At 53.4% G+C, this 24048-nt stretch carries 23 protein-coding genes and 1 pseudogene; 23 read left to right on the top strand and 1 reads right to left on the bottom strand.

Features of this window, described 5'->3' with window-relative positions:
• The 6 genes and pseudogenes from ACQ4N8_RS22600 to ACQ4N8_RS22575 all read left to right on the top strand — a co-directional run.
• Positions 1-571: pseudogene (locus tag ACQ4N8_RS22600) on the top strand (flagellar hook-length control protein FliK); the annotation flags it as partial.
• Positions 568-873: an EscU/YscU/HrcU family type III secretion system export apparatus switch protein gene (locus tag ACQ4N8_RS22595; RefSeq protein ID WP_430706605.1), complete on the top strand. Its 306-nt coding sequence runs from the start codon at positions 568-570 to the stop codon at positions 871-873. The pseudogene ACQ4N8_RS22600 and the gene ACQ4N8_RS22595, both read left to right, overlap by 4 nt.
• Complete coding sequence (locus tag ACQ4N8_RS22590) at positions 866-1258, top strand: YraN family protein (protein ID WP_430706604.1); 393 nt, start codon at positions 866-868, stop codon at positions 1256-1258. The genes ACQ4N8_RS22595 and ACQ4N8_RS22590 overlap by 8 nt, the downstream gene beginning before the upstream one ends.
• Positions 1259-1474: 216 nt before the next feature.
• A complete protein-coding gene (locus ACQ4N8_RS22585; protein WP_430706603.1) occupies positions 1475-1681 on the top strand; it encodes a helix-turn-helix transcriptional regulator in 207 nt (68 codons plus the stop codon).
• Positions 1678-2097: a hypothetical protein gene (locus ACQ4N8_RS22580; protein ID WP_430706602.1), complete on the top strand. Its 420-nt coding sequence runs from the start codon at positions 1678-1680 to the stop codon at positions 2095-2097. The genes ACQ4N8_RS22585 and ACQ4N8_RS22580 overlap by 4 nt, the downstream gene beginning before the upstream one ends.
• Positions 2098-2137: 40 nt before the next feature.
• A complete protein-coding gene (locus tag ACQ4N8_RS22575) occupies positions 2138-2761 on the top strand; it encodes a hypothetical protein (RefSeq protein WP_430706601.1) in 624 nt (207 codons plus the stop codon).
• 47 nt (positions 2762-2808) lie between these two features.
• Here ACQ4N8_RS22575 and ACQ4N8_RS22570 read toward each other — a convergent pair whose 3' ends face one another.
• Positions 2809-4452: a YifB family Mg chelatase-like AAA ATPase gene (locus ACQ4N8_RS22570; RefSeq protein ID WP_430706600.1), complete on the bottom strand. Its 1644-nt coding sequence runs from the start codon at positions 4450-4452 to the stop codon at positions 2809-2811.
• Between the two features lie 724 nt (positions 4453-5176).
• Here ACQ4N8_RS22570 and sucC point away from each other — a divergent pair.
• The 17 genes from sucC (at position 5177) to ACQ4N8_RS22485 (ending at position 24027) form a co-directional block, all read left to right on the top strand.
• Positions 5177-6337 carry an ADP-forming succinate--CoA ligase subunit beta gene (gene sucC, locus ACQ4N8_RS22565; protein WP_430706599.1) on the top strand — a complete coding sequence of 387 codons (1161 nt, stop codon included), beginning with the start codon at positions 5177-5179 and terminating at the stop codon, positions 6335-6337.
• A 36-nt stretch (positions 6338-6373) separates the two neighbouring features.
• On the top strand, positions 6374-7303 hold the full coding sequence (gene sucD / locus ACQ4N8_RS22560; RefSeq protein ID WP_430706598.1) for a succinate--CoA ligase subunit alpha: 930 nt from the start codon (positions 6374-6376) through the stop codon (positions 7301-7303).
• 110 nt (positions 7304-7413) lie between these two features.
• Positions 7414-8502 carry a DNA-processing protein DprA gene (gene dprA / locus ACQ4N8_RS22555; protein WP_430706597.1) on the top strand — a complete coding sequence of 363 codons (1089 nt, stop codon included), beginning with the start codon at positions 7414-7416 and terminating at the stop codon, positions 8500-8502.
• A gap of 101 nt (positions 8503-8603) precedes the next feature.
• A complete protein-coding gene (topA, locus tag ACQ4N8_RS22550) occupies positions 8604-10706 on the top strand; it encodes a type I DNA topoisomerase (RefSeq protein ID WP_430706596.1) in 2103 nt (700 codons plus the stop codon).
• Between the two features lie 39 nt (positions 10707-10745).
• On the top strand, positions 10746-12068 hold the full coding sequence (trmFO, locus tag ACQ4N8_RS22545) for a methylenetetrahydrofolate--tRNA-(uracil(54)-C(5))-methyltransferase (FADH(2)-oxidizing) TrmFO (protein WP_430706595.1): 1323 nt from the start codon (positions 10746-10748) through the stop codon (positions 12066-12068).
• A 623-nt stretch (positions 12069-12691) separates the two neighbouring features.
• Complete coding sequence (gene hslV / locus ACQ4N8_RS22540; RefSeq protein ID WP_430706594.1) at positions 12692-13234, top strand: ATP-dependent protease subunit HslV; 543 nt, start codon at positions 12692-12694, stop codon at positions 13232-13234.
• A 41-nt stretch (positions 13235-13275) separates the two neighbouring features.
• Positions 13276-14679, top strand: coding sequence for an ATP-dependent protease ATPase subunit HslU (hslU, locus tag ACQ4N8_RS22535; RefSeq protein WP_430706593.1), 1404 nt, complete (start codon positions 13276-13278; stop codon positions 14677-14679).
• A gap of 433 nt (positions 14680-15112) precedes the next feature.
• Positions 15113-15520, top strand: a complete 408-nt coding sequence (gene flgB, locus ACQ4N8_RS22530) for a flagellar basal body rod protein FlgB (protein WP_430706592.1) — start codon at positions 15113-15115, stop codon at positions 15518-15520.
• A gap of 6 nt (positions 15521-15526) precedes the next feature.
• Positions 15527-15976 (top strand): flagellar basal body rod protein FlgC, encoded by a 450-nt coding sequence (flgC, locus tag ACQ4N8_RS22525; RefSeq protein WP_430706591.1) that lies wholly within the window; start codon positions 15527-15529, stop codon positions 15974-15976.
• Positions 15977-16015: 39 nt separating this feature from the next.
• Positions 16016-16324: a flagellar hook-basal body complex protein FliE gene (gene fliE, locus ACQ4N8_RS22520; protein WP_430706590.1), complete on the top strand. Its 309-nt coding sequence runs from the start codon at positions 16016-16018 to the stop codon at positions 16322-16324.
• A gap of 31 nt (positions 16325-16355) precedes the next feature.
• Positions 16356-17942 (top strand): flagellar basal-body MS-ring/collar protein FliF, encoded by a 1587-nt coding sequence (fliF, locus tag ACQ4N8_RS22515; RefSeq protein ID WP_430706589.1) that lies wholly within the window; start codon positions 16356-16358, stop codon positions 17940-17942.
• A gap of 11 nt (positions 17943-17953) precedes the next feature.
• Positions 17954-18970, top strand: a complete 1017-nt coding sequence (fliG, locus tag ACQ4N8_RS22510; RefSeq protein ID WP_430706588.1) for a flagellar motor switch protein FliG — start codon at positions 17954-17956, stop codon at positions 18968-18970.
• Positions 18963-19817 carry a FliH/SctL family protein gene (locus ACQ4N8_RS22505; RefSeq protein ID WP_430706587.1) on the top strand — a complete coding sequence of 285 codons (855 nt, stop codon included), beginning with the start codon at positions 18963-18965 and terminating at the stop codon, positions 19815-19817. Before fliG ends, ACQ4N8_RS22505 begins: the two co-directional genes overlap by 8 nt.
• The gene (fliI, locus tag ACQ4N8_RS22500) at positions 19798-21117 is read left to right on the top strand and encodes a flagellar protein export ATPase FliI (RefSeq protein ID WP_430706586.1); all 1320 of its coding nucleotides are present in this window, start codon (positions 19798-19800) and stop codon (positions 21115-21117) included. Before ACQ4N8_RS22505 ends, fliI begins: the two co-directional genes overlap by 20 nt.
• A 10-nt stretch (positions 21118-21127) precedes the next feature.
• The gene (fliJ, locus tag ACQ4N8_RS22495) at positions 21128-21571 is read left to right on the top strand and encodes a flagellar export protein FliJ (protein WP_430706585.1); all 444 of its coding nucleotides are present in this window, start codon (positions 21128-21130) and stop codon (positions 21569-21571) included.
• 43 nt (positions 21572-21614) lie between these two features.
• Complete coding sequence (locus ACQ4N8_RS22490; RefSeq protein ID WP_430706584.1) at positions 21615-22553, top strand: MotE family protein; 939 nt, start codon at positions 21615-21617, stop codon at positions 22551-22553.
• A 46-nt stretch (positions 22554-22599) separates the two neighbouring features.
• On the top strand, positions 22600-24027 hold the full coding sequence (locus tag ACQ4N8_RS22485; protein WP_430706583.1) for a flagellar hook-length control protein FliK: 1428 nt from the start codon (positions 22600-22602) through the stop codon (positions 24025-24027).
• The last annotated feature ends 21 nt before the right edge of the window (positions 24028-24048 follow it).

The following is a 24048-nucleotide window of genomic DNA, read 5'->3' as shown; positions in this document are numbered from 1 at the left end:
TGACTACAACGGTAATATGGAATTAAATATTATTATACGTACGCTGGTCGCGAAGGACGGCGTTGGTTATTTGCAAACGGGCGCCCTCCAGGAAGCGGCGCGCCAGTTGCTCCAGCAGCTGACCGGGCAGCAGCTGCTGCTCAACACCGACCGGACCGCGCCGTTTGCTCAGGTAACGATGTTCCTGCCTTTTCTCGGTCCGGACGGACGGCAAACCGCTGCCGTGCACATCGAGTCGCGGCGCGGACGCAAAGGGGAGCTCGACCCGGCCAACTGCCGTCTATGGTTTGATTTGCAGATGAAGGCGCTGGGCCAAATCATGGTGGACGTACAGGTCGCCGATAAAAAAGTGCTGCTTAAGCTTTACAGCGAAAAGGAAGCGACCGGCGCATTCCTGGAATCCCGCCAGGAGGAGATTGGGGCGGCGTTGGCCCAGGCAGGGTACCGGCTGTTGTCGATGAAAGCCGAGCTGCTTATTTTGCCGGAGAACGGGGAACGCGAGGAGACGGATTTCAGCCTGCCGTTATCTTATGCCCCGAGCCCGTACAAAGGGGTGGATTACCGCGTATGAGCGAGAAACCGAAAGAGCAGGCGACGGCGTTCAAGAAAGCGGTAGCGCTCAAATACGAACCGGGTCAGGGCGATGCCCCGGTCGTGGCGGCCAAGGGCCGCGGCCAGCTGGCCGAACGGATCCTGGAAACGGCCAAAGAGCACGGCATTCCGGTACAGGAAGATGCGGCTCTGGTCGAAGTGTTGTCCAAGCTGGATCTGGATCAGCAGATCCCTGCCGAGCTGTACGACCTCGTGGCCGAAATTCTTACTTTCATCTACCGGTCCGACAAAATGGCGGAGAGAGGGTTGTTCCTTGAGTAATCCGGAACTGAACAAAGGTCGTTTCGACGGGAGAAAAGAACGGGGCCGCAGAGCGGAGCAGGCCGCCGGCGAATACCTGAAGAGCCTGGGCTATGCCGTGATCGCCCGCAATTGGCGCTGCCGCTCAGGCGAAATCGACCTGGTCGCAAGCCACGGGAACACGATCGTCATCGTGGAAGTGCGCAGCCGAAGCTTGAGCGCTGCGGCATTCGGTACGCCAGCGGAATCGATCACGGCCCGGAAAATCAGGCAGGTCCGCGATACCGCCGCCGTATACCTTCACCAGACCGGGCAATCCGGCGCGAACATTCGCTTTGACGTGGTTGCCGTTACCTTCGGAAGCGGGAGCGAGTTCAATTTGGAACATATTCAATCGGCTTTCTAAACCTCCCGGTTACAAGTGATATGAATTGCAAGGGGAAGACGTGATAATCGGATCACGGCTTCCCCTTTTGCATTCTTTGCTTCATGCCGCAGTTTTCAAGTACTTGACTTTGCCTAATCCGATGATGGAAAGTTAACTTGACATGAAATAGCAATTATACTAATCTGAAAATGGAAAGCTTGCTTTCCGTAAATAATTTCCGGAAGGAGAAAGCATGTGAAGAACAGGCTTGAGGAAATCCGCAAACAACATGGAATCAAGCAGGAAGAGCTTGCTGCCGCTTTGGAAGTGTCCAGGCAAACCATCGGTTCTTTAGAGAATGGGCGTTACAATCCTTCGATCATTCTGGCTTTCAAAATCGCCCGATTCTTCGATAGGTCCATTGAAGATATTTTTATTTATGAGGAGGAAGAAACCATATGAAAAAGAACCGGGCGGTGCTCCAAACGGTTTTACTGCTGCTGGGTATGATCGTGCTGGCCGTGGGGCTTGCGGGCATAAGCGGAATGACGAGAACCTGGGCCGGATTATGCACGGGCGTAGGCGCCGGATTGATCGGCATGAATGTCGCCAATCTGATCATCGGCGCGTATTACAGAAATCACCCCGAAGTCCAAAAGCAATCCGATATCGAAGCCAAAGACGAACGCAACGTTACGATTACCAATAAAGCAAAGGCGAAGGCGTTCGACCTGACCTTAAAAGTATTGATCATCGTTCCTTTCCTGCTGATTCTCGCCGATTCCCCGTTATGGATGACGCTTGCCGCCGTAGGCGTGTACTTGTTTGGTTTCGGGGCACAAATTTATTTCATGATGCGATACGGCAAAGAAATGTAGCCATTCCTTTGCAAAATATCCGGAAATGAGGGGGAATTCGATGAAATATTTTCGAAAAAAGCTAAGCGGCGACCGTCTGCGCGAACGGATCTTTTTTTCGGTTATCCTATGGGCGGCGTTATTTTTCGGCGTCATGATCCTGAGCTGCTTCCTGCTTCCTGAGGGTGTATTGAAAAATCGGAACCCGCTGCAAAACTGGGAAACCTCCGACAATACCTTCATCCTCGTGCTGCAAATTTTCTTTTACAACCAGCTGTCGGTTTTGGTCATTATTGCGGCAAGTTTATTTGCCAAGAAAAAAGCAAGGGAGACTTACTATCTCTCGCTGGGCTATCTAACATTTTTTACACTGATGGTGATCAATGGCGTGGTTGTGGGGACATGGTCCTTTTCCGTGGAGAGCGAGCCCGTTCCTTTGTTCCGCAGAGTCACCCGCACTTTCGATCTCGTGCATCGAGCCGGACTTTGGGAGATGATGGGACAATTGTTGATTACCTGTTCCGTTGCCCGCATCGCCATTATCCTTACTTCCGGGAAAGATACCGTTACTCGAAAATTCAGCGCCATTCGCCTGGGAAAGCCGGAAAAAATGGCTTTCGCGTCAGGCTTCGTGCTGATGCTAATCGGCGCTATCGTAGAAAGTTTTGCTATTCACAGTCTCTAGCCGGCTGAAATGCGCTATCGGGAAAAGGGAAGGACTCCCGCTATTGGCTAACCCGCCGCATCCTGCTGGCGCCGGTCCAACTGGCGGTATTGGATCGCTTCCGCCACATGCTCGGCCCGGATGTCCGTATGACCGTCCAGATCGGCGATGGTTCTGGACAGCTTGACGATCCGGTCGTAGGCCCGCATGCTGAGCCCCAGGGTTTCGAAGGAGGATTGCAGCAACCCGGCGGCTTCCGGGGTCAGCGGGGCGAATTTCCGCAGCGCGCTGCCGGATAGCTCGCTGTTGCGGGAAATACCGCTGCCGCGATACCGCCGCTGCTGGATTTGTTCCGCCTGCAGCACCTGCTCCCGCATGTCCCGCGAGGCAAGCGGCAACGCGTCCTCCTGCCATCGCTGAGGCCGGGGAACCTCCACCTGCATATCGATCCGATCCAGCAGCGGGCCCGATATTTTCTCGCGGTATTGGGCGATGCGCCACGGCGTGCAGGTACAGCGGGGCTGAGGCGGCTCGGCTCCCAGATAGCCGCACGGACACGGATTTAAACTGCCGGCCAGCAGAAAGTGGGCTGGAAAGGTGAACGAAGCTCGCGACCGGCTAATCGTGACCTTGCGTTCCTCCAGCGGCTGGCGCAGCACCTCCAATACATTCCGGGAAAACTCCGGCAATTCGTCCAGAAACAAGACGCCGTGATGGGCGAGGCTGACTTCGCCGGGCTTCGGGATGCCGCCGCCGCCGATCAAGCCGCCGGCCGATATCGTATGGTGCGGCGATCGGAAAGGGCGGGACGCGATCAGGCCCGGCCCCGAATCGCCGAATTTTCCGGCGGAGCTGTAAATTTTGGTGACCTCGAGCGATTCCTCCGGCGTAAGCGGAGGCAGGATCGAGGGCAGTCTTTGAATCAGCATCGTTTTACCGGTCCCCGGAGGGCCGATCAGCACGATGTTATGGAAACCGGCCGCCGCGATCGTCAGCGCCCGCTTGATATGGCGCTGGCCCAGCACGTCGCTGTAGTCCAGCGGCGATTGCGAGGGAACGTCCGATGCTGCAAGGGAGCGCTTCGTCGTTTCCAGATGCTCCAGCGACTCCAGAATAAGAAGCGGCTGCTCCTCGCGGCCAGCTGCCCATGTTCTTTCTTGTTTCCCAAACGCTTTATCTTCATCTTGGCTAAGGACCTCTTTAGGCCCAATGGCGGCTCGGGCGAGGTCGTTCAGATGGCCCAGGCCGTATACCCTAATCTCTCCCAGCAGCAGGGCCTCTGAGGCGTTTTCCAGCGGGAGCAGCACCGACGTAAAGCCTTCGCGGCGCGCCCGGTCTACCATGGACAAGACCCCGGGCACCGGACGGAGCGTTCCGTCGAGCGACAGCTCGCCGATGATCAAGAGCCTCTCCTCTGGAGGCAAAATCACCTGTCCGCTGGCCGACAGCAACGCGAGCGCGATGGCCAAATCGAAAGCGGCGCCTTCTTTGCGCAGATCGGCCGGGGCCAAATTGATCGTGACCCGCTGCAGGGGGAACCGGTAGCCGCAATTTTTGATCGCCGCCCTCACCCGATCTACGGCTTCGCGAACCGCTGAATCGGGCAGGCCGACAATATGGGTTTGCGGAATCCCGCTGGCCAAATCCACCTCGACTTCAATCATGACGCCGTCAATCCCGTACAGGCAAGAGCTGAACAATTTTCCGTACATGACAAAAAACACCCTTTTCCTATAAATTCCGGACAACGCCGGTCGGGGAAAAAGGTGCTTCCTTATTTTCCAATCAATTATTCGATTACTATGAAATGGTGCATCGCCAAAGCGCGTATATCTCTCTTACCCCCGTATTCTAGGGGGTTCTCCCGAGATTGTCAAGCTGCCGGCATCCGGGGGCGCTTCCTTTAAGGCGATAGTTCACAGACCTGTTTATAAAATCGCGCTCATAATAGCCGACTTACGAACATGCAAGCAACTAGCTCACACTTTATCGGAATACGATGTTTTTGCCGAAAAACGTCGAAATTCATCTCGCAGTGAGATGCTTATGGCCTAATACAACCTCCCTTTCTCCAAACGAAGCTTCGCATATGCCCCTCCGGACCAACTCTTTGAAGCTTTGAAAGCGTTTAGCGAAAAATCTTCCATTCGATGGTCCTTCGTCAATTATTCATCTCAACTTGAGATGAAAACGATATAAAAAAGTTGTGTATAAATCATGAACTTTTTAAGGAAAGCGTTTTAAAAAAATGGTACAATAATCTGGGTTTCAGCTGATATTTTTACATGAGGAGCACCAAAAAGCCGCTGGCTTTTGGAACCTCTATAGTGTGAGTTCAAAAAGTCAAATTTTCAGCATCGAGAAGGTTGCTTCATGATCAAAAGATGACTTTTTGAACTGCCTCTAATACCGCCTGTTGATAGGAGGATTTTTACGATGAATATCCATGAATATCAAGGAAAAGAAGTCCTGAAGCAGTACGGCGTGGCCGTTCCTGAAGGACGGGTGGCATTTACGGTCGATGAAGCCGTGGAAGCGGCGGTAGCGCTGGGCACTCCGGTCGTGGTGGTCAAGGCGCAAATCCATGCCGGGGGCCGGGGAAAAGCCGGCGGCGTGAAAGTGGCGAAAAGCCTGGATGAGGTCAGAACGTATGCGCAGGAGCTGCTCGGCAAGGTGCTGGTGACGCATCAAACGGGTCCGGAAGGCAAGGAAGTGGGACGCCTTTTGATCGAGCAAGGCTGCGACATTAAGAAAGAGTATTATGTCGGCGTTGTCGTGGACCGCGGGACCGGTCGGGTCACGTTGATGGCTTCCGAGGAAGGCGGCACGGAGATCGAAGAAGTGGCGGCCGCTACGCCGGAGAAGATTTTCAAGGAAGTGATCGATCCGGCCGTCGGGCTTTCGGCTTATCAGGCTCGCCGTTTGGCCTATGCCATCAACATCCCGAACGAGCTGGTTGGCAAAGCCGTGCAATTCATGCTTGCTTTATATGAAGCTTTTGTGGACAAAGATTGCTCCATCGCGGAAATTAACCCGTTGGTCGTTACCGGAGGAGGCGATGTGCTGGCGCTGGACGCGAAGTTGAATTTCGATTCCAATGCATTGTTCCGCCACAAGGACATTCTGGCGCTTCGCGATTTGGAGGAAGAGGACGAGAAGGAGATCGAAGCGTCCAAATTCGACCTCAGTTATATCGCGCTCGACGGCAACATCGGCTGCATGGTGAACGGGGCCGGCCTGGCCATGGCGACGATGGACATCATTAAATATTACGGGGGGGATCCCGCCAACTTCCTGGACGTAGGGGGCGGCGCAACGGCCGAGAAAGTCACCGAAGCGTTCAAAATCATTTTGTCCGACGCGAAGGTGAAGGGCATCTTCGTCAATATTTTCGGTGGCATCATGAAATGCGACGTTATCGCTTCGGGGATCGTGGAAGCGGCGAAGCAGGTCGGTTTGGACCGGCCGCTGGTCGTGCGGCTCGAAGGGACGAACGTCGATTTGGGCAAACAGATTTTGGCCGGATCGGGACTGGCGATCGTCTCCGCGGATTCGATGGCGGACGGCGCGCAGAAAATCGTGGCGCTCGTATCCTAATGTTATCACCTATCCATGGAAGGGGAGGCTCGAAATATGAGTATTTTGGTCGATAAAAATACGAAGGTCATCACCCAGGGGATTACCGGGAAAACCGCGTTGTTCCATGCCAAAGGGGCTTTGGACTACGGCACGCAAATGGTCGGGGGAACTTCCCCGGGCAAAGGCGGGACGAAGGTCGATATTGCGCTGGAGAACGGCGAAACCGTCAGCCTGCCGGTTTTCAACACGGTGCGGGAGGCCAAGGAAGCGACCGGGGCAACCGCTAGCGTAATCTATGTGCCGCCAGCCTTTGCCGCGGATTCGATCTTGGAAGCCGTGGAGGCGGAGCTGGATCTCGTCATCTGCATCACGGAAGGCATTCCCGTACTTGATATGGTGAAGGTCAAACGTTATATGGAAGGAACCAAAACGGTATTGATCGGACCTAACTGTCCAGGCGTCATCACGCCGGGCGAATGCAAAATCGGCATCATGCCGGGTTACATCCATCTGCCTGGCCACGTCGGCGTAGTCTCACGCAGCGGTACGTTGACCTATGAAGCGGTTCATCAGCTGACGACCCGGGGGATTGGCCAATCCTCGGCGGTAGGCATCGGCGGCGATCCGGTGAAAGGGTCGGAGTTCATCGATATTTTGCGCCGGTTCAATGAGGACGATAACACGCATGCCGTCATCATGATCGGGGAAATCGGCGGCACCGCGGAAGAAGAAGCGGCGGAATGGATTCAGAAGAATATGACGAAACCTGTCGTCGGCTTCATCGGCGGGGTTACGGCGCCTCCGGGAAAACGGATGGGCCATGCCGGCGCGATCATTTCCGGCGGGAAAGGGACTGCCAAAGAGAAAATCGCCAAGCTGGAGTCCTGCGGCATCAAAGTCGCGCCGACGCCTTCCGAAATGGGGGCCACGCTCGTGAGTGTACTTGAGGAACGCGGCATTTTGAATCTTTGCACGACACATTAGGTTTTATTTGGTATAATAATGCAAAGGTAAGCAACCTTCTTGGCCGATTCGGCGGGGAGGTTGCTTTTTTTTTTTTTTGCAGCGGTTTAGCAGAATGGAGGGATAAGTTTATGGAGAAAAAATGGATCCTTGTCGGATTGCATGAATGTCCGGGAATAGGGTGGAAGACGCTGCAGCGGATCGTCGCTCACGGCGAGGACTGGGAGTATGCGCTCTCTTTCAGCTCCGCCGATTGGGTGGAGCGCGGCCTTGATTCGGAGCTGGCGCTGCAGATGTCCGAGCGGTTCACCGGAGAATGGATCGAAGCTCGGCTGGAGCTGCTTCGGCGCAAAGGCATTCGGGTGATCACTAAACTCGATCCGGAGTATCCCATATTAATGAAGGAGACCGCTCGGCCGCCCTGGGTGCTGTATGCGCTGGGGGATGAGGGGCTGCTGAACAGTCTCTCCGTCGCGATGGTCGGAACGCGCCTGCCGACCGCCTACGGCCGTAAGGTGGCCGCTACGTTGGCGGAGGAGCTGAGCGCTCGCGGCATCACGGTCGTCAGCGGTTTGGCCCGCGGAATCGATGGCACCTGCCACGAAGCCGCTTTAAAGGCGGGAGGCCTTACCATTGCCGTCTTGGGCACGGCGATCGACGTCGCGTATCCGCCGGAAAATGCTTCGCTCTACCGCAGCATCGCGGAGCGCGGCCTGATCCTTTCCGAATATCCGATCGGAACGCCGGGCCGTCCCGGCTTATTTCCGCAGCGCAACCGGATCATCGCCGGAATTTCCCGCGGCACGGTCGTCGTGGAGGCCGACGCCCGCAGCGGCTCGCTGATCACGGCGGACCATGCGCTGGAGGCGAATCGCGACGTGTATGCCGTTCCCGGTCCGATCACTTCCCCCAAAAGCCGGGGGACGCTCGAACTGCTCAAACAAGGGGCCAAGATCGTCACCGATGCCCGGGATATTTGGGAGGAATATGCGCCGCGATTGCCGGCCTCGGAGATCCCCCATAGGGAAGCGTTCACAGGAAACAAGTTGACAGATGAGGAGCGCCGCATATACCATATGTTGGAGCAGGGCATCTCGAGTTTCGATGAATTACTTGTTTCGACCCAATGGGATTTTGGACTTTTACATTCAGTTCTGTTATCTTTAATCATGAAAAAAACGGTGGTTCAATTGCCCGGCTCCGTTTACCAGTTAATATAGTCCATTCCTAACCGAGAGTGGCCCCATATATGACTATATGAGTATCTTGCATGAACATGAGTTTTTTTGAGTTTCGTATTGTTTGAGAGGAGGACGAACCTGTGGCGGATTCACTCGTCATCGTGGAATCGCCTGCCAAGGCGAAGACGATTGGCAAATACCTAGGCAGCAAATACATCGTGAAAGCCTCAATGGGCCATGTTCGCGATTTGCCCAAGAGCCAAATGGGGGTTGAAGTAGAGAACGACTTCAGTCCGAAGTATATTACGATCCGTGGAAAGGGTTCCGTATTAAAAGAATTGAAGGATGCCAGCAAGAAAGTGAAAAAAATCTATCTGGCAGCTGACCCCGATCGCGAAGGCGAAGCGATCGCTTGGCATCTTGCCCACGTCCTGGACGTGGATCAAACGGAAACATGCCGCGTCGTGTTTAACGAAATTACGAAGCAAGCGGTGAAGGACGCGTTCAAAACCCCGCGCAGAATCAACATGGATCTCGTCAACGCGCAGCAGGCCAGACGTATCCTGGATCGGCTGGTCGGCTACAAAGTCAGTCCGCTGCTGTGGAAAAAAATCAAAAAAGGGATGTCGTTCGGCCGCGTACAATCGGTCGCCGTCAAGATCGTCTTGGATCGGGAAAACGAAATTTCCGAATTTGTCCCGGAAGAATACTGGAGCATTACCGCGAGGCTAAAAACCGGGGATTCCGCATTTGAAGCGAAGTTTCACCAATTCCAGGGGCAGAAGCTGGAATTGCAGAGCGAGCAGCAGGTTCAGGAAATTCTGAAATCGATCGAGAAAGCCAAATTCAGCGTGGCCGAAGTGAAGGAAAAAGAACGCCTCCGCCATCCGGCGGCGCCGTTTACGACCAGCTCCCTGCAGCAGGAAGCGGCCCGCAAGCTGAACTTCCGCGCCGCCAAGACGATGTCGGTAGCCCAGCAGTTGTACGAGGGCGTTGACCTCGGCAAGGAAGGCACCGTCGGTCTCATCACTTATATGCGTACGGACTCGACACGAATTGCCGCCTCGGCGCAGGAGGACGCGAAGGATTATATCCTGGGGAGATACGGGGAAGCTTACGCCCCCGAAACGCCGCGTCAATATTCCAAAAAGGCGGCAAGTGCCCAGGATGCGCACGAAGCGATCCGGCCAACGTCGGCGATGCGCGATCCGGAATCGGTCAAGGAATTCACCAGCCGCGACCAATACCGGCTGTATAAACTGATTTGGGACCGTTTCATGTCCAGCCAAATGGCCTCCGCCGTGCTGGACACGATGTCGGTGGATATCGCCGCCGGCGAAGCGACGTTCCGTGCCGTCGGGTCGAAAATCCGCTTCCCCGGCTTCATGAAGGTGTACGTGGAAGGGAACGACGACGGAAACGTGAGCGAGGACGACAAGTTTTTGCCGCCTCTGCAAAAAGGGGAAGTGCTGAACAAGGAAGCGATTGATCCGAAGCAGCACTTTACCCAACCGCCGCCTCGCTACACGGAGGCTCGTTTGGTCAAAACGCTGGAGGAGCTTGGCATCGGACGTCCAAGTACGTATGCGCCAACGCTGGAGACGATCCAAAAGCGCGGTTACGTGGCGATCGAGGAGAAGAAATTCATGCCAACCGAATTGGGCGAGCTCCTCATCGAGCAGACGGAACAATTTTTCCCGGAAATCCTCGACGTCGAGTTTACGGCTCATATGGAGGAAGACCTTGACCATGTCGAGGAGGGCTCCGAGGATTGGGTACGGGTGCTTGGCGAATTTTATGAATCGTTCGAGAAGCGGCTCCGCGTGGCGGAGGAAGAAATGAAGGAAGTCGAAATCGAAGACGAGGTTTCCGATGAGGTTTGCGAAAAATGCGGGAAACCGATGGTGTACAAACTGGGGCGGTTCGGGAAGTTCCTGGCCTGCTCGGGGTTTCCGGACTGCCGAAATACGAAGCCGATCATCAAGGACATCGGCGTTACGTGCCCGAGATGCAAAGAGGGCCATGTGGTGGAACGCCGCAGCAAAAAGGGACGGGTCTTTTACGGTTGCGACCGCTATCCGGAATGCGATTTCGTTTCGTGGGATAAACCGTCGCCGAAGCCATGTCCGAAATGCGGATCCTTGCTCGTGGAGAAACGCAATAAGCAAGGCGGGAAGCTGCAATGTACCGCTTGCGACTTCGTCGAGGCCATCGAGGACAATGACGAGGATGCCGACGAGTAACATCTTAGAAACTCAGCTAGGGATTTGGGGGGATTTGAGTTGACAACGAATCGTAAAGTAACGGTCGTCGGCGCGGGGCTGGCCGGCAGCGAGGCGGCCTGGCAGATTGCGAGCCGCGGCGTTCCCGTGAAGTTGTACGAAATGCGGCCGGTGGTAAAAACGCCGGCGCATCATACCGATAAATTCGCCGAGCTCGTCTGCAGCAATTCCCTTCGGGCGGGCGGGCTAACCAATGCCGTAGGCGTTCTGAAGGAAGAAATGCGGATGCTGAACTCGCTGGTGCTCGGCGCGGCGGATCGAAATGCGGTGCCTGCCGGCGGGGCGCTGGCCGTCGACCGGGACGGTTTTTCCGGAGAGATTACCCGCACGCTGCGGGAGCACCCGTTAATCGAAGTGGCGAATGAGGAAATTACGGAGATTCCACAGGAAGGGATCGTCGTCATTGCAACCGGTCCGCTAACCTCTCCTGCCTTGTCGGAGCAAATCCGGCGTTTGACCGGCGAAGACTATTTTTACTTTTATGACGCCGCCGCTCCGATCGTGGAGAAAGAATCGATCGACATGGATAAGGTTTATCTCGCGTCCCGGTACGATAAAGGCGAAGCGGCCTATCTCAACTGTCCGATGACGGAAGAGGAATTCGCCGCTTTTTACGAAGCGTTGATCGCCGCCGAAGTTGCTGAGCTGAAGGAATTCGAGAAAGAGGTTTATTTCGAGGGCTGCATGCCGATCGAAATCATGATGCGCCGCGGCAAACAGACCGCCTTGTTCGGCCCGATGAAGCCCGTCGGCCTCGTGAACCCGCATACCGGCAAGCTCCCGCATGCCGTCGTTCAGCTTCGGCAGGACAACGCGGCAGGCACGCTGTACAATCTGGTCGGCTTCCAGACCCATCTGAAGTGGGGCGAGCAGAAGCGTGTCTTCTCGATGATTCCGGGACTGGAAAACGCCGAATTCGTACGCTTCGGCGTGATGCACCGCAATACGTTCATCAACTCGCCGAAGCTGCTCTCGCCGACGTATCAATTGAAGGACCGGCCTACGCTCTTTTTCGCAGGGCAGATGACCGGCGTCGAGGGCTACGTCGAATCCGCCGCCTCCGGCCTGATCGCCGGCATCAATGCCGCGCGGACCGCCGGCGAAGCCGAAGGCATCGTGTTCCCCGAGGACACGACGCTCGGCAGCATGGCCCGGTACATCACGACCGCGGACTTTGAGCACTTCCAGCCGATGAACGCCAACTTTGGCTTATTCCCGAAACTGGACACCCGCTACCGCAAAAAAGCGGAGAAAAACGAAGCGCTTGCCCATCGCGCGCTGAATAGCTTGAAATCCTTTATGGCAGAAGAACGGTTGGTTTAACGACCGTTTTTTTTTGCAATCTATGAGGCAAAAAGGTTATCCTGACAGTAAGGATGTTCATAACATAGAACTAGCGTACTGGGAAGACGCAGTGTCTGTGGGGTCCGTTAGATTTGCTTTTTTGGATGCATTCCGGATCGTTCTGCTAACCGCTTAAAGTAAGCGAATCCCGAAGGGAGAGCGCTCCCAGCACATAGCCCAGCGTATTCCCGAAGGGAACAGCGCTCAGGAGCGTCTCAGCAACTCGTTCGCTAGTTAGAAGCAGGTAACCCAGGAGCACTAAAAGTAAGACGTACCCCGAAGGGGGAAAAGCGTTCCAATCACCCAAGCCTAGCGTATTCCCGAAGGGAACAGCGCTCAGGAGCGTCTCAGCAACTCGTTCGTTAGTTAAAAGCAGGTAACCCAGGAGCACCAAAAGTAAGACGTACCCCAAAGGGGGGGAAGCGTTCCAATCACCCAAGCCCAGCGCATTCCCGAAGGGAACAGCGCTCAGGAGCGTCTCATTCCCTCTTACGTTACTCCAATTTGCGGGTATCCAAAGGGCTGCTAGGCCCTTGGGGCCCTCCCTTACGGTAAGGGAGGGTTTGGGAGGGTTGAGATTAAACGAAAGGAAGTCGATACTCATGGATCTCACATTTCACGCTACAACGATCTGCGCCGTCCGTCTCAACGGCAAGGGAGCTATCGCGGGCGACGGGCAGGTGACTTTTGGCCAAAACGTCGTGATGAAGCAAACGGCCAAAAAGGTCCGTCGGTTATACCGGGGGCAAGTGGTCGCCGGTTTTGCCGGATCGGTGGCCGATGCGATCACGCTGTTCGAAAAGTTTGAAGGGAAGCTGGAAGAGCATCATGGAAATCTGCAAAGAGCGGCCGTGGAGCTGGCCAAGGACTGGCGGCAGGACCGCGTGCTTCGCAAGCTGGAAGCTTTGATGATCGTCATGGATAAAACCGGGATGCTGCTGATCTCCGGCAGCGGAGAAATCATCGAGCCGGACGATGATGTGCTGGCGATCGGTTCGGGCGGGAATTTTGCGTTATCGGCGGCACGGGCGCTCAAGCGCCATGCCAAAGACCTGGAAGCCAGGGATATCGTTCGCGAGTCCCTGCAAATCGCTTCGGAAATTTGCGTCTATACCAACAGCAACATTATTGTTGAGGAGCTTTAAGAACTGCGTAAGCACATTATGCTTTACAGGAGGGACGTAACATGACCGATATAAATTTAACGCCTAGACAAATCGTCGCGGAACTCGATAAATATATCGTGGGACAGAAGCAGGCGAAAAAGTCGGTTGCCGTTGCTTTGCGGAACCGTTACCGGCGCAGCCTTCTCCGCGAAGAGGTGCAGGATGAAATCGTGCCGAAGAACATTTTGATGATCGGCCCGACGGGGGTAGGCAAAACGGAAATCGCCCGCCGGCTTGCCAAGCTGGTAGGAGCCCCGTTCATTAAGGTCGAGGCGACAAAATTCACCGAGGTTGGATACGTGGGCAGGGATGTCGAATCGATGGTCCGGGACCTCATTGAGACGGCCATCCGAACGGTGAAACTGGAGCGTACCGAGAAAGTGAAGGATAAGGCGGAGGAACTGGCCAACGAACGGCTGGTCTCCATTTTGGTTCCTTCCGAGAACAAGGCAAAAGGCGTGCGAAATCCGTTCGAAATGCTATTCGGGGGCGGAAATCAGAGCGGGACTCCGGCTCAAGATCAACCGGAGGAGGATAGCGGATTGACCGAGCGCCGTCGCCAGGTACGCTTCAAGCTGCTGGCCGGCCAACTGGAGAACGATATCGTTGAAGTCGAAGTCGAAGACAATACACCGACGATGATGGATATGTTTGCCGGCCAGGGCAATGACCAGATGGGCATGAACATGCAGGAAATGTTCGGCAGCCTGCTGCCGAAGCGCACGAAAAAAAGAAAGCTGACCGTTAAAGAAGCGCGCAAGGTGCTTACGCAAGAGGAAGCGGCGAAACTGATCGATCAGGATGACCTGATCCAGGAAGCGGTAGCGCGTGCGGAGCAAACCGGGATCATTTTCATCGACGAAATCGATAAAGTAGCCAGCCGGGGGCAAGGCTCGGGTCCGGACGTGTCCCGCGAAGGGGTCCAGCGCGATATTTTGCCGATTGTGGAAGGTTCGACCGTCATGACGAAATATGGACCGATCAAAACGGATTATATCTTGTTCATCGCCGCCGGGGCTTTTCATATCGCCAAACCGTCCGATCTGATCCCGGAACTGCAAGGGCGGTTCCCGATTCGGGTCGAGCTCAGCAGCCTGTCGTTGGAGGATTTCGTTTCGATCTTGACCGAACCGGAGAACGCGCTGACGAAGCAGTACGTCGAACTGCTGCGAACCGAGGATCTGGAGATTGAGTTCTCCGATACGGCGATTCAGGAAATCGCCCGCATCGCCGCTGCCGTGAACGCCAATACCGAAAATATCGGAGCCAGAAGATTGCATACCATCCTCGAGAAATTGCTGGAGGACTTGTCATTCGAAGCGCCTGAGCTAACGCTAGACAAGATGGTGATCACGCCGGAATACGTCAGGGAAAAATTAGGAGATATTGCCCAGGATCGAGATCTCAGTCAGTTCATTTTGTAAATCGTTTTTGCAACATTTCAGTCTGGGACCTTGGTTTTTGACCGGGACCTGCGCAAATTTTCACAATTTCCCCAAAAAGAGACCACTTTGCCGTAGGGAGGCGGGTGGTCTTTTGTCGTTCCGACAATAAGCGCGGTATACAAATAATAGAAAAATGTCGCATTCTGACGAGTTATTTGAAAAAAATTCAAATTCAGCAAATTATAACGTGTAACCATTTAAAGATAGGGCTTTTTTCTTATTGTAATAATGTCGAATCTCCTTGAAACTTAGGATATATGACATTATATTACGCTATATGCAACTAGGACATAAGAAAGACACCGAGAAAGACAATAATTAGCAAAAAAATGTCGAATAAAAGAGGATTTATATTCTGTTTGTTGAATAATGAATGATTAAAGACTCTATGAGAATCAAGGGGGGAAATGAAGTGCAATTGTTGAACGGGGTGGGATTCGACAGGCTTGAAACAGCCATTCAAGCTGCGAATCTTCGGCAAGGTGTCATTTCTAATAATATAGCGAATAATGACACCCCCTACTTTAAACGATCCAACGTTTCTTTCGAGAGTATGCTGCAGTCCGAAATGAATAGCGGAATGCCGGCTTTACAGGGAAAAAGAACCGATAGCAGGCATTTTGTTATAGGTCCATCGGCGGGGGTTCCCGAACCTCAGATCACCGTGGACAAAAGTACTATTATGAACAATAACCAGAACAATGTGGATATCGACAGCGAAATGGCCCTGCTGGCCGAAAATCAGCTGCGCTACAATGCTTACGTCGAACAGATCAACTATCTTATTAAAATGAAACGTACTGCCGTAGAAGGGAGATAATCGGCCTTGAAGATTAGTGATAGTTTCAGCATCAACTCTTCCGCGCTAACCGCGCAACGTCTTCGAATGGACGTTATTTCCTCGAACATCGCCAATGCGGAAACGACAAGAGCTAAAATTGAGGATGGTAAAGCCGTTCCATACCGCCGAAAAACTGTCGTTATGGCCCCCAAGGAAACGGATTTCGGAAATGCGCTAAGCTCGGCAATGGGAGACGGAGCACCTGGTCAAGGGGTCAAAATTACTAAGATTCAAGAAGATCCTTCCTCGTTTAAACCGGTTTACAATCCGACGCATCCCGATGCGGATCGAGAAGGCTACGTGAATATGCCTAACGTGGATATTTTGAAAGAAATGGTAGATATGATTTCGGCTACCCGTTCTTATGAAGCAAATGTTACGGCGTTAAATGCCAGCAAAGCGATGATTACCAAAGCACTGCAAATCGGTAAATAGATAAATCGATTTTTAAATCGTAGTTAGGAGTGTTGACCGTTGATCGAGAGAATGAGTTTTGACGCCGTCAAGCCGCTTGCGGGGACGCAATTATCCGGTGCAGCGCAGTCGCCAACCCCGGCGGAATCGATGAAACAATTCAGTTCTTTTTTAAACGACGCCCTGGAGGGGGTAGCGGCTCAGGAAGCGAATGCCCAGCAGGTGAATAATCAGTTTTTGCTGGGAAAAGTAAATGCCGACGAGATGATGATCGCCTCGGAGCAAGCTTTGTTAAGTTTGCAATTGACTACGCAAGTCCGTAATAAAGTGATAGAAGCTTATCAAGAGATTATGCGTACGCAAATTTAATGGCTGAACATGCTTCGGATGAGGTGACATTGTGAATGAGAGAATCACGCAGTACCGGGACCGATTGTCCGGGTATTGGAATCAATTCAGCAAAAAACAAAAGACATTATTGATTTCGACGATCGCGTTTATCCTGCTTGCCATGATCTTGCTCACCATTCAATTCTCCAAAACGGAGTACGAGGTAGCGTTCACGGGCCTGGATTCCACCGATGCAGCCGGTATCATTAACTATTTGGAATCCGGAAGCATTCCGTATAAGCTTGGACCGGATGGAACAACGATTTCAGTGCCCAGCAAAGAGGCGGCCCGCGTCAAAGTCGATGTCGGCTCGCAAGGGATCGTGCAAAACGGCTCGATCGGCTGGGAAGCGTTCAGCGAAAGCTCGTCCTTGATCGGCATGACCGATAATGAGTTTAACGTGAAATATAAAAGCGCGTTAAACGGAGAGGTTGAGCAACTGCTAAAACGTATGCAAGGAGTAAGCGATGCCAAGGTGCTGATTAATCTTCCTGCGGAAAACGTTTTTGCCAGTCCGGAGGAACAGGAAAAAGCGACGGCCTCGATCGTCATTTCGTTCAAACCGGGATATCGGCCGAATCAGGAAGCCGTTGACGGGTATTTCAATCTCGTGAAAACTTCGGTTCCCAATTTGCCGGTAGAGAACATCTCCTTATCATCCAGCGACGACACGGTGCTTCTGCCGACAGGTCAAGGCGGAAATTCGGGTTCACTGACGTCGGCCGTTCAAGAGAATATGGCCCTGCAGAAGAAATTCGAAAGCGATGTTCGCCAAAGCGTAAAGCAATTCCTTTCGAAGTTGACCGGACCGGATAAAATCGAGGTGTTGGTGGCCTCCAAACTCAATTTTGACCAAGTGAGCCAAAAGGACAATCTGGTTACTCCGGTCGATACCGAAAATATGAAAGGGATTGAAATCAGCGCCCAGAAAGTTCAGAAGAGCTACACGGGAGCTGCGAGCCCGGATAGCGGAGTTCCGGGGACCGGCGAAGAAGATGTCGTAAATTATCCTTCGGCAGAATCAAGCGGGGGATCTTCGTCGGAAGAAACATCGTCGACGATCAACTACGAAGTGAATCGCATCACGAAAGATATCGTAGCCAGTCCTTACGTCATTAAAGATTTAACCATTAACGTAGCCGTTGAACCACCCGCAGGACAGGAAGCGTTAGATGAAAACACACGCTCCGCGATCGAAAATATTTTGACGAATATCGTCGGGTCCTATCTGGCAGATTCCGGTACTGCTTATACAGACGAAGATTTGCAGAGAAAAGTTTCAGTCTTGTCCCAACCTTTTCATTCCGACGAAAAAACGGCAACCGGTTTAAGCTTGTCCAGCCCGTGGGTATGGGGCGTTGGAGCCGCAGCTCTGCTGGCTTTGGCAGGCCTCGGCATCGTCTTGTTCCGCCGCAGCCGCAAGCAAGCGGAACAAGACGAAGAGGAAATCGCTTTGCCTCTTGCTCCGGAGTTCCCGTCCATTAATTTGGATACGGTCACGAATGAAAATCAAGTGCGTAAACAACTGGAGACGCTGGCCAAGAAGAAGCCGGACGAATTCGTTAACTTGCTCCGCACTTGGCTGGCTGACGAATAGGGGGGAACGCATTGTCAAAAACATCGGTCCCGATTTTAAGCGGGAAACAGAAGGCAGCCATATTATTGATAACGCTCGGTCCAGAGGTGTCGGCCCAAATTTTCAAGCACTTGCGGGATGACGAAATTGAGCAGTTGACCCTAGAAATCGCCAATGTACGCAAGGTTGACAGCGTCGAAAAAGACATGATCATAGCCGAATTTCATCAAATCTGTCTGGCTCAGGAGTACATCACTCAAGGCGGGATTAATTACGCCAAAGAAATCTTGGAGAAGGCGCTTGGCCAATCGAGAGCGGTCGATATCATCAACCGTTTGACGGCGACCCTGCAGGTTCGGCCGTTTGATTTTGCTCGTAAAGCCGACCCGAACCAAATCCTTAACTTTATTCAAAACGAAAACGCCCAGACGATTGCATTGGTTTTGTCTTACCTGCAATTCGAGCAAGCCGCGGCGATCCTTTCTTCTTTGCCTCAAGAGAAGCAAGCGGAGGTCGCCAGACGGATCGCGGTCATGGATAGCACCTCGCCCGAGGTGATCTCGCAAGTGGAGCGCGTGCTGGAACAGAAGCTTTCCGCAACCGTGACGCAAGATTATACCAGCGCGGGCGGTATCGAGTCCATCGTGCAGATTCTGAACGGGGTCGACCGCGGTACCGAAAGGACGATTCTCGATTCTCTGGAGATTCAGGATCCCGAGCTGGCCGAAGAAATCAAGAAACGCATGTTTGTATTCGAGGACATCGTCAATATCGACAACCGTTCCATTCAACGGATTATTCGCGATATCGAAAATGCCGACCTGCAGCTTGCTCTCAAGGTGGCCAGCGAAGAAGTCCGGGAGGCCGTTTTCCGCAATATGTCAAAACGGATGTCCGAGACGTTCAAGGAAGAAATGGAATATATGGGGCCGGTGCGGCTGCGTGATGTGGAAGAAGCTCAAACCCGCATCGTAGCAACGATCCGCAGACTGGAAGAAGCAGGTGAGATCATCATCGCCCGCGGCGGAGGAGATGACATCATTGTCTAATTTGATCAAGGTGTCGCAGTACGTTCCGGTAGAGATTTTGAAGCAATTGAACTTGGCCAAGCCTCAGGTACCGTTTGATGAGCAGTCGGCTGAACAACCCGAAGAGATCATCGAGCAGGTGCCTTCCCGCGAAGATATCGCAGCTGAACAAACGAGGCGCCAAATGCTCAGCGATGCCAAGGAATTCGCCGAACGGCAGGTCCGGGAAGCTTCGGAACAGGCTGAGCGGATGCTGGCGGAGGCCAGGGAGCAGATAGAAGCCTGGTGGCAAGAGCGCCGTGAGCAGGATGATCAAATGATCGAAGCCCTTAAAGCCGAAGGCTTTCACCAGGGTTATGAAGAAGGCAAGATTCAAGCCGAGGAAACGATGCGTCTGAAAATCGACGAAATGATGAATGAAGCCGGCGCGGTGCTTGAGCAGGCATATATCGAAAAGGAGCGCATCATTCAGGAAGCAGAGCCGTTTGTGGTCGAGTTAAGCTGCGCGATCGCGGAGAAAATCATCGATAAGCAGTTGGAACTCGAGCCGGAGTACGCGTTGGAACTGATCAAGAAAAGCTTGGCCCGCAAACGGGAACAAGGAATTATTACGTTATGCGTTTCCCCTGGCCATTTTGCTTTTGTTCAGGCGGCAAGAGAGGAATTAAGTCTGGCCATCGATACGCAGGCCGAGCTGCAGATTTTGCCCGATCCGACCGTGAAGGATCGAGGCTGCGTGATTCGTTCCTCCTTCGGAAGCGTGGACGCCAGAATCGATACGCAGTTGACGGAAATCAAAAAGGAATTAATACGCATATCACTGCAGACGGAGGAGCGGGGACAAGCGAATGACGAGCATGAACGCTGAACGATATATCGATCATCTCAGACAGCTTGATCCCGTACGGATTAACGGGAAGGTTACGCAAGTCATCGGACTGATGGTCGAGTCCGAAGGCCCCGACGCCAGTATCGGCGATCTTTGTTATATCTATCCAAGCAAAGCTTCACAGCCGCTGCAAGCCGAGGTCGTTGGATTCCGCGACAACAAGGTGCTGCTGATGCCGCTCGGCGAACTGCAATCGATCGGTCCCGGATGCGATGTCGTGGGTACCGGGAAACCGCTGGGCGTGCAGGTCGGCTCCGAACTGCTGGGAAAGGTGCTGGACGGTCTGGGACAGCCGCTGGACGGGTCGTTGCTCCCGTCGCGAATGGGAGTGTATTCGACTTACAACAAACCGATGAATCCGTTGAACCGTCCCCGGGTCGCCGAACCCATCAGCATCGGCGTACGAGCTATCGATGGCCTGCTGACGATCGGCAAAGGCCAACGGGTGGGGATTTTTGCCGGATCCGGGGTCGGGAAAAGTACTTTGATGGGCATGATCGCCCGCAACACATCGGCGGATGTCAATGTGATCGCGCTAGTCGGAGAACGCGGCCGCGAGGTGCTGGATTTCATCGAGCGGGACCTCGGACCCGAAGGGCTGGAAAGATCCGTCGTCATCGTGGCAACTTCCGATCAGCCGGCCTTGATCCGGATGAAAGGCGCTCTGATCGCTACGACCATTGCCGAATATTTTCGCGATCGCGGTTTAAATGTCATGCTGATGATGGACTCGGTGACTCGTTACGCAATGGCGCTCCGTGAAGTAGGCCTGGCCGTTGGAGAGCCGCCCGCGATGCGTGGGTATACTCCCTCCGTATTCGCTGCGCTGCCGAAGCTTATGGAAAGGGCTGGCACCGGGCCGACCGGGTCAATTACCGCTTTTTATACCGTGCTCGTGGACGGCGACGACATGAACGAGCCCATCGCGGATGCGGTGAGGGGGATCCTGGACGGTCATATCGTACTGAATCGGAATATCGCAAACAAAGGGCATTTTCCGGCGATCGATATTTTGGCCAGTATCAGCCGGGTCATGAAGGATATCGTGACGGACGAGCAAAACGAAGCAGCCGAAAATTTGAAAAGGCTGATGGCGGTGTACAAGGATTCCGAAGATCTGATCAATATCGGAGCCTATCAGCAGGGGTCCAATGCCGACATCGATGAAGCGATCGGATATATCCAGGACATCTGGGCTTTCACGAAACAAAAAGTGAACGAAAAAGTAACGCTTGCCGAAGTGCAGCAACGTTTAATTTCCGAATTTACAAGGAGATGACCCTTAAAGGATGAAGTTCCGTTACGTCTATCAGAAGGTTGTAGATTTAAAAGCAAACGAAAAGACGCAAGCAGAATGGATGTTATCCGCAGCCGTAGGCCAGCTTCAATCGGAACAGCGTTCTCTGGAACAATTGCTGGAGGACCAAACGCGAACCGCTTCGGTGATTCAAGCCGAAATGGAAAACAAAGCGCCTATGGCCAAGCTGCAGGAACTTCAACGCTACATGGACTTCATAGAACAAGCAATTGCGCGGAAGCGTGGCGATATCCGGCGGGCTGAACTCAATGTGGAGCAGAAGAAGACGATCTTAAACGGCAAAATGCTGGACGAGAAAGTTTGGCTAAAAGCGAAAGAAAAAGCCAAGGACAAATTTCAGCACGAAATGCTTCTTCGGGAACAAAACGAGCTGGATGAGATGGCCACTGTCCGGTTTGCCATGAGAGCCCGGTAATCAGTGCGGGTATGGATATGGGCTTTTCGAAGGAGGGATAGGGTTGGCTAACACGGAGTTGGATGAAGAACTGGAGGAATCGGGCGGCGGCTTTTCGCGTTTTCTGTTTTTTATGACCCCGATTTTGTTTACGGTCGTATTGCTGGGCGTGCTCCTGACTTTGTTTAATATCAATTTCCGCAACATGTTGGTCGAATGGGCCGATGCGATACCCATCGTGAGAAATTTCGTCCCTGATCCGGAGGTTCCGGAGGACGGACTAAAGGAGCAGGCGGCGGAAGAAGAGAAAAAGCAACAGGAAAGCACCGAGGCCACGCTCAAGGAGCTTAAAGCTCAGTTGGCGCAGCAAGAGGCCGAATTGCAGGCTGCAACTAAACAAGCTGCAGAGCAGCAGGATAAAGCTAAAGCGCTGCAGGAGGAGCTCACAGCCGCGCAGCAGAAGAAGAGCGAACAAGCGTCGGAGGCCGAAGCGGAAGCTTATCAGAAGGAAGTCAAGAAGCTGGCCCAGCTATATGCTCAAATGAGTCCAAGCAAAGCGGCGGCGATTTTCGATAAACTGACGACGCAGGAAACGCTGCAAATGCTCAGCGTCATGAATAATGAGAGCAAGGTGGCTATCCTCGAGAAAATGGATCCGCAAAAAGCGGCGGATATTTCCATTTTGTTAAAGGATGTTAACACGGCGGACGATTTGGCGATCGCCGCACTGCAGTCAAGATTGAAGAAGGAAGCGGAGGCGGAAGCCGAGACCGCCGCGTCCGGATCGGGACTTAGCGACGCCGAATTGAGTCAGACGTTCGCGGCGATGTCGGCGGAGGACGCCGCCAAGCTGGTGCTGCAAACCTACAAAATCAACCCGGAGAAAGGGCTGGGAATCATGAAAGCGGTGGATAATGCAACCCGGTCCAAAATATTGGCAGCTATGGCGGAAACGGATGAGAAAACTTCGGTCAAGATCCTTAATCAGCTTTTGAACAAGTAGGAGGTTCTTCAAGATGATTCTTGCTTGAAAGGAGGTGATATAAGAGATGAGTCAAACGACGGTAAGCCAATTAAATGCCGGCAAACCAGCTAACGTATTATGGTATGGTTCGGCAGGTAAAGCGGATACGGGGCAGGCTCCGGCGCAATCCTTTGACCAGAAGCTGCTTTCTATGCTGCTAGGGAATACCCAACCTCAGGAAGGACAGGCTTCAGCACAGCTACTGACCTTGGGCGGGTTGCTTGGAAACGTGGATGCTGCTCAGACAGAAGGATCGAAAGGCACGCTGACAGAAGCCATCGAAGGGCTGCTGCAACAGCTGCCTAAGCTGGATGAAGCGCTTCAGGAAGACCCTTCGCTGATGGTCGCCCTGCAGGGATGGCTGCAGAATATCCAAACGCTTATACCGCAGGTTCCGACGGCCATGGTCGGAGATATGACGATCACGTCGGAGACGAGTGCACTACCTGCTCTGGCTCAGCACCCCGAAACGATGCGCTTTGCCGTACAGGATGCTTTGGTTCAGCTGTTGGCGGCTTCGAAATCGGATGTCAACGTTGTCGGAAGTACCCAGACGTCGGTAGGGGCTATGCTGGATTCGCTACAAGGTCTGCTGGACACGCTTCCGGATCCAAACGAGTCAAAGCCGGCAAACCCTAAATTTGTGGAGCATGCGAGCACGCAGCCACGAACGATTGTTTCTGACCAAGGCGCAGGGACGAATCAGCAGGGCAATTCGGGACAAAACGGTGAAATGCTGAAGAATGGGAATCTTCCATCCGTTCAGAACACCAATCCGAAGACGGATACTTCGCAAACCCAATTTACCGTAAACGCCGTTCATCAAGCGGTCGATGATGCAAATGCTCCTGACCGTGTGACCACTGAACCGACGGAACACGAAGAACCCTTGCAAGCAGGCAGTATCGTTACCGCAGGTCAGCTTGTCATCCGGGATAACGGTGTTATGCCGGTGAAACACGCGGCAAAACCTGTGCCCGTTGATAATTTCGGTAAAGAAATGAGCGGTTTCCTGGTTAACAAGCTGGAAATCGTCAAACTCCAAGGCGTATCGGAAGCGAGAATTTCGCTCTATCCCGAGCATTTGGGCCAGGTGGACGTGAGAATTACGATGCAAAACGGGCAGCTAACGGCACAATTTATGACGGAGCATGCCTTCGCCAAGGAATCGTTGGAACAACAGATGGCGCAATTAAGATCGGCTCTCCAATCGCAAGGACTTCAAGTGAGTAAGTTGGAGGTGTCGCAAAACAGCGCTTTGTCGTCCCATATGTACCATGACGGTCGGCAGTCCGGCGGCGGCACAGGGCAGCAGCCAAGTGAAAAACGCCGACAGTTGGCGGAGGAAGAGGCTTTAGCCATCCACGACATGAATGATGAATGGAATGAGTGGATCGCGGAAGTCAGAGCCAAGGAACAAGGTTACGGCAGCTCCTTCATCGCCAGAGCTTAAGCTAGTAGAAAGGAGGTAATC

Source organism: Paenibacillus macerans, from assembly GCF_050565405.1.
GTDB lineage: Bacteria > Bacillota > Bacilli > Paenibacillales > Paenibacillaceae > Fontibacillus > Fontibacillus macerans_B.
This window is presented reverse-complemented; position numbering and strand designations above follow the sequence as displayed.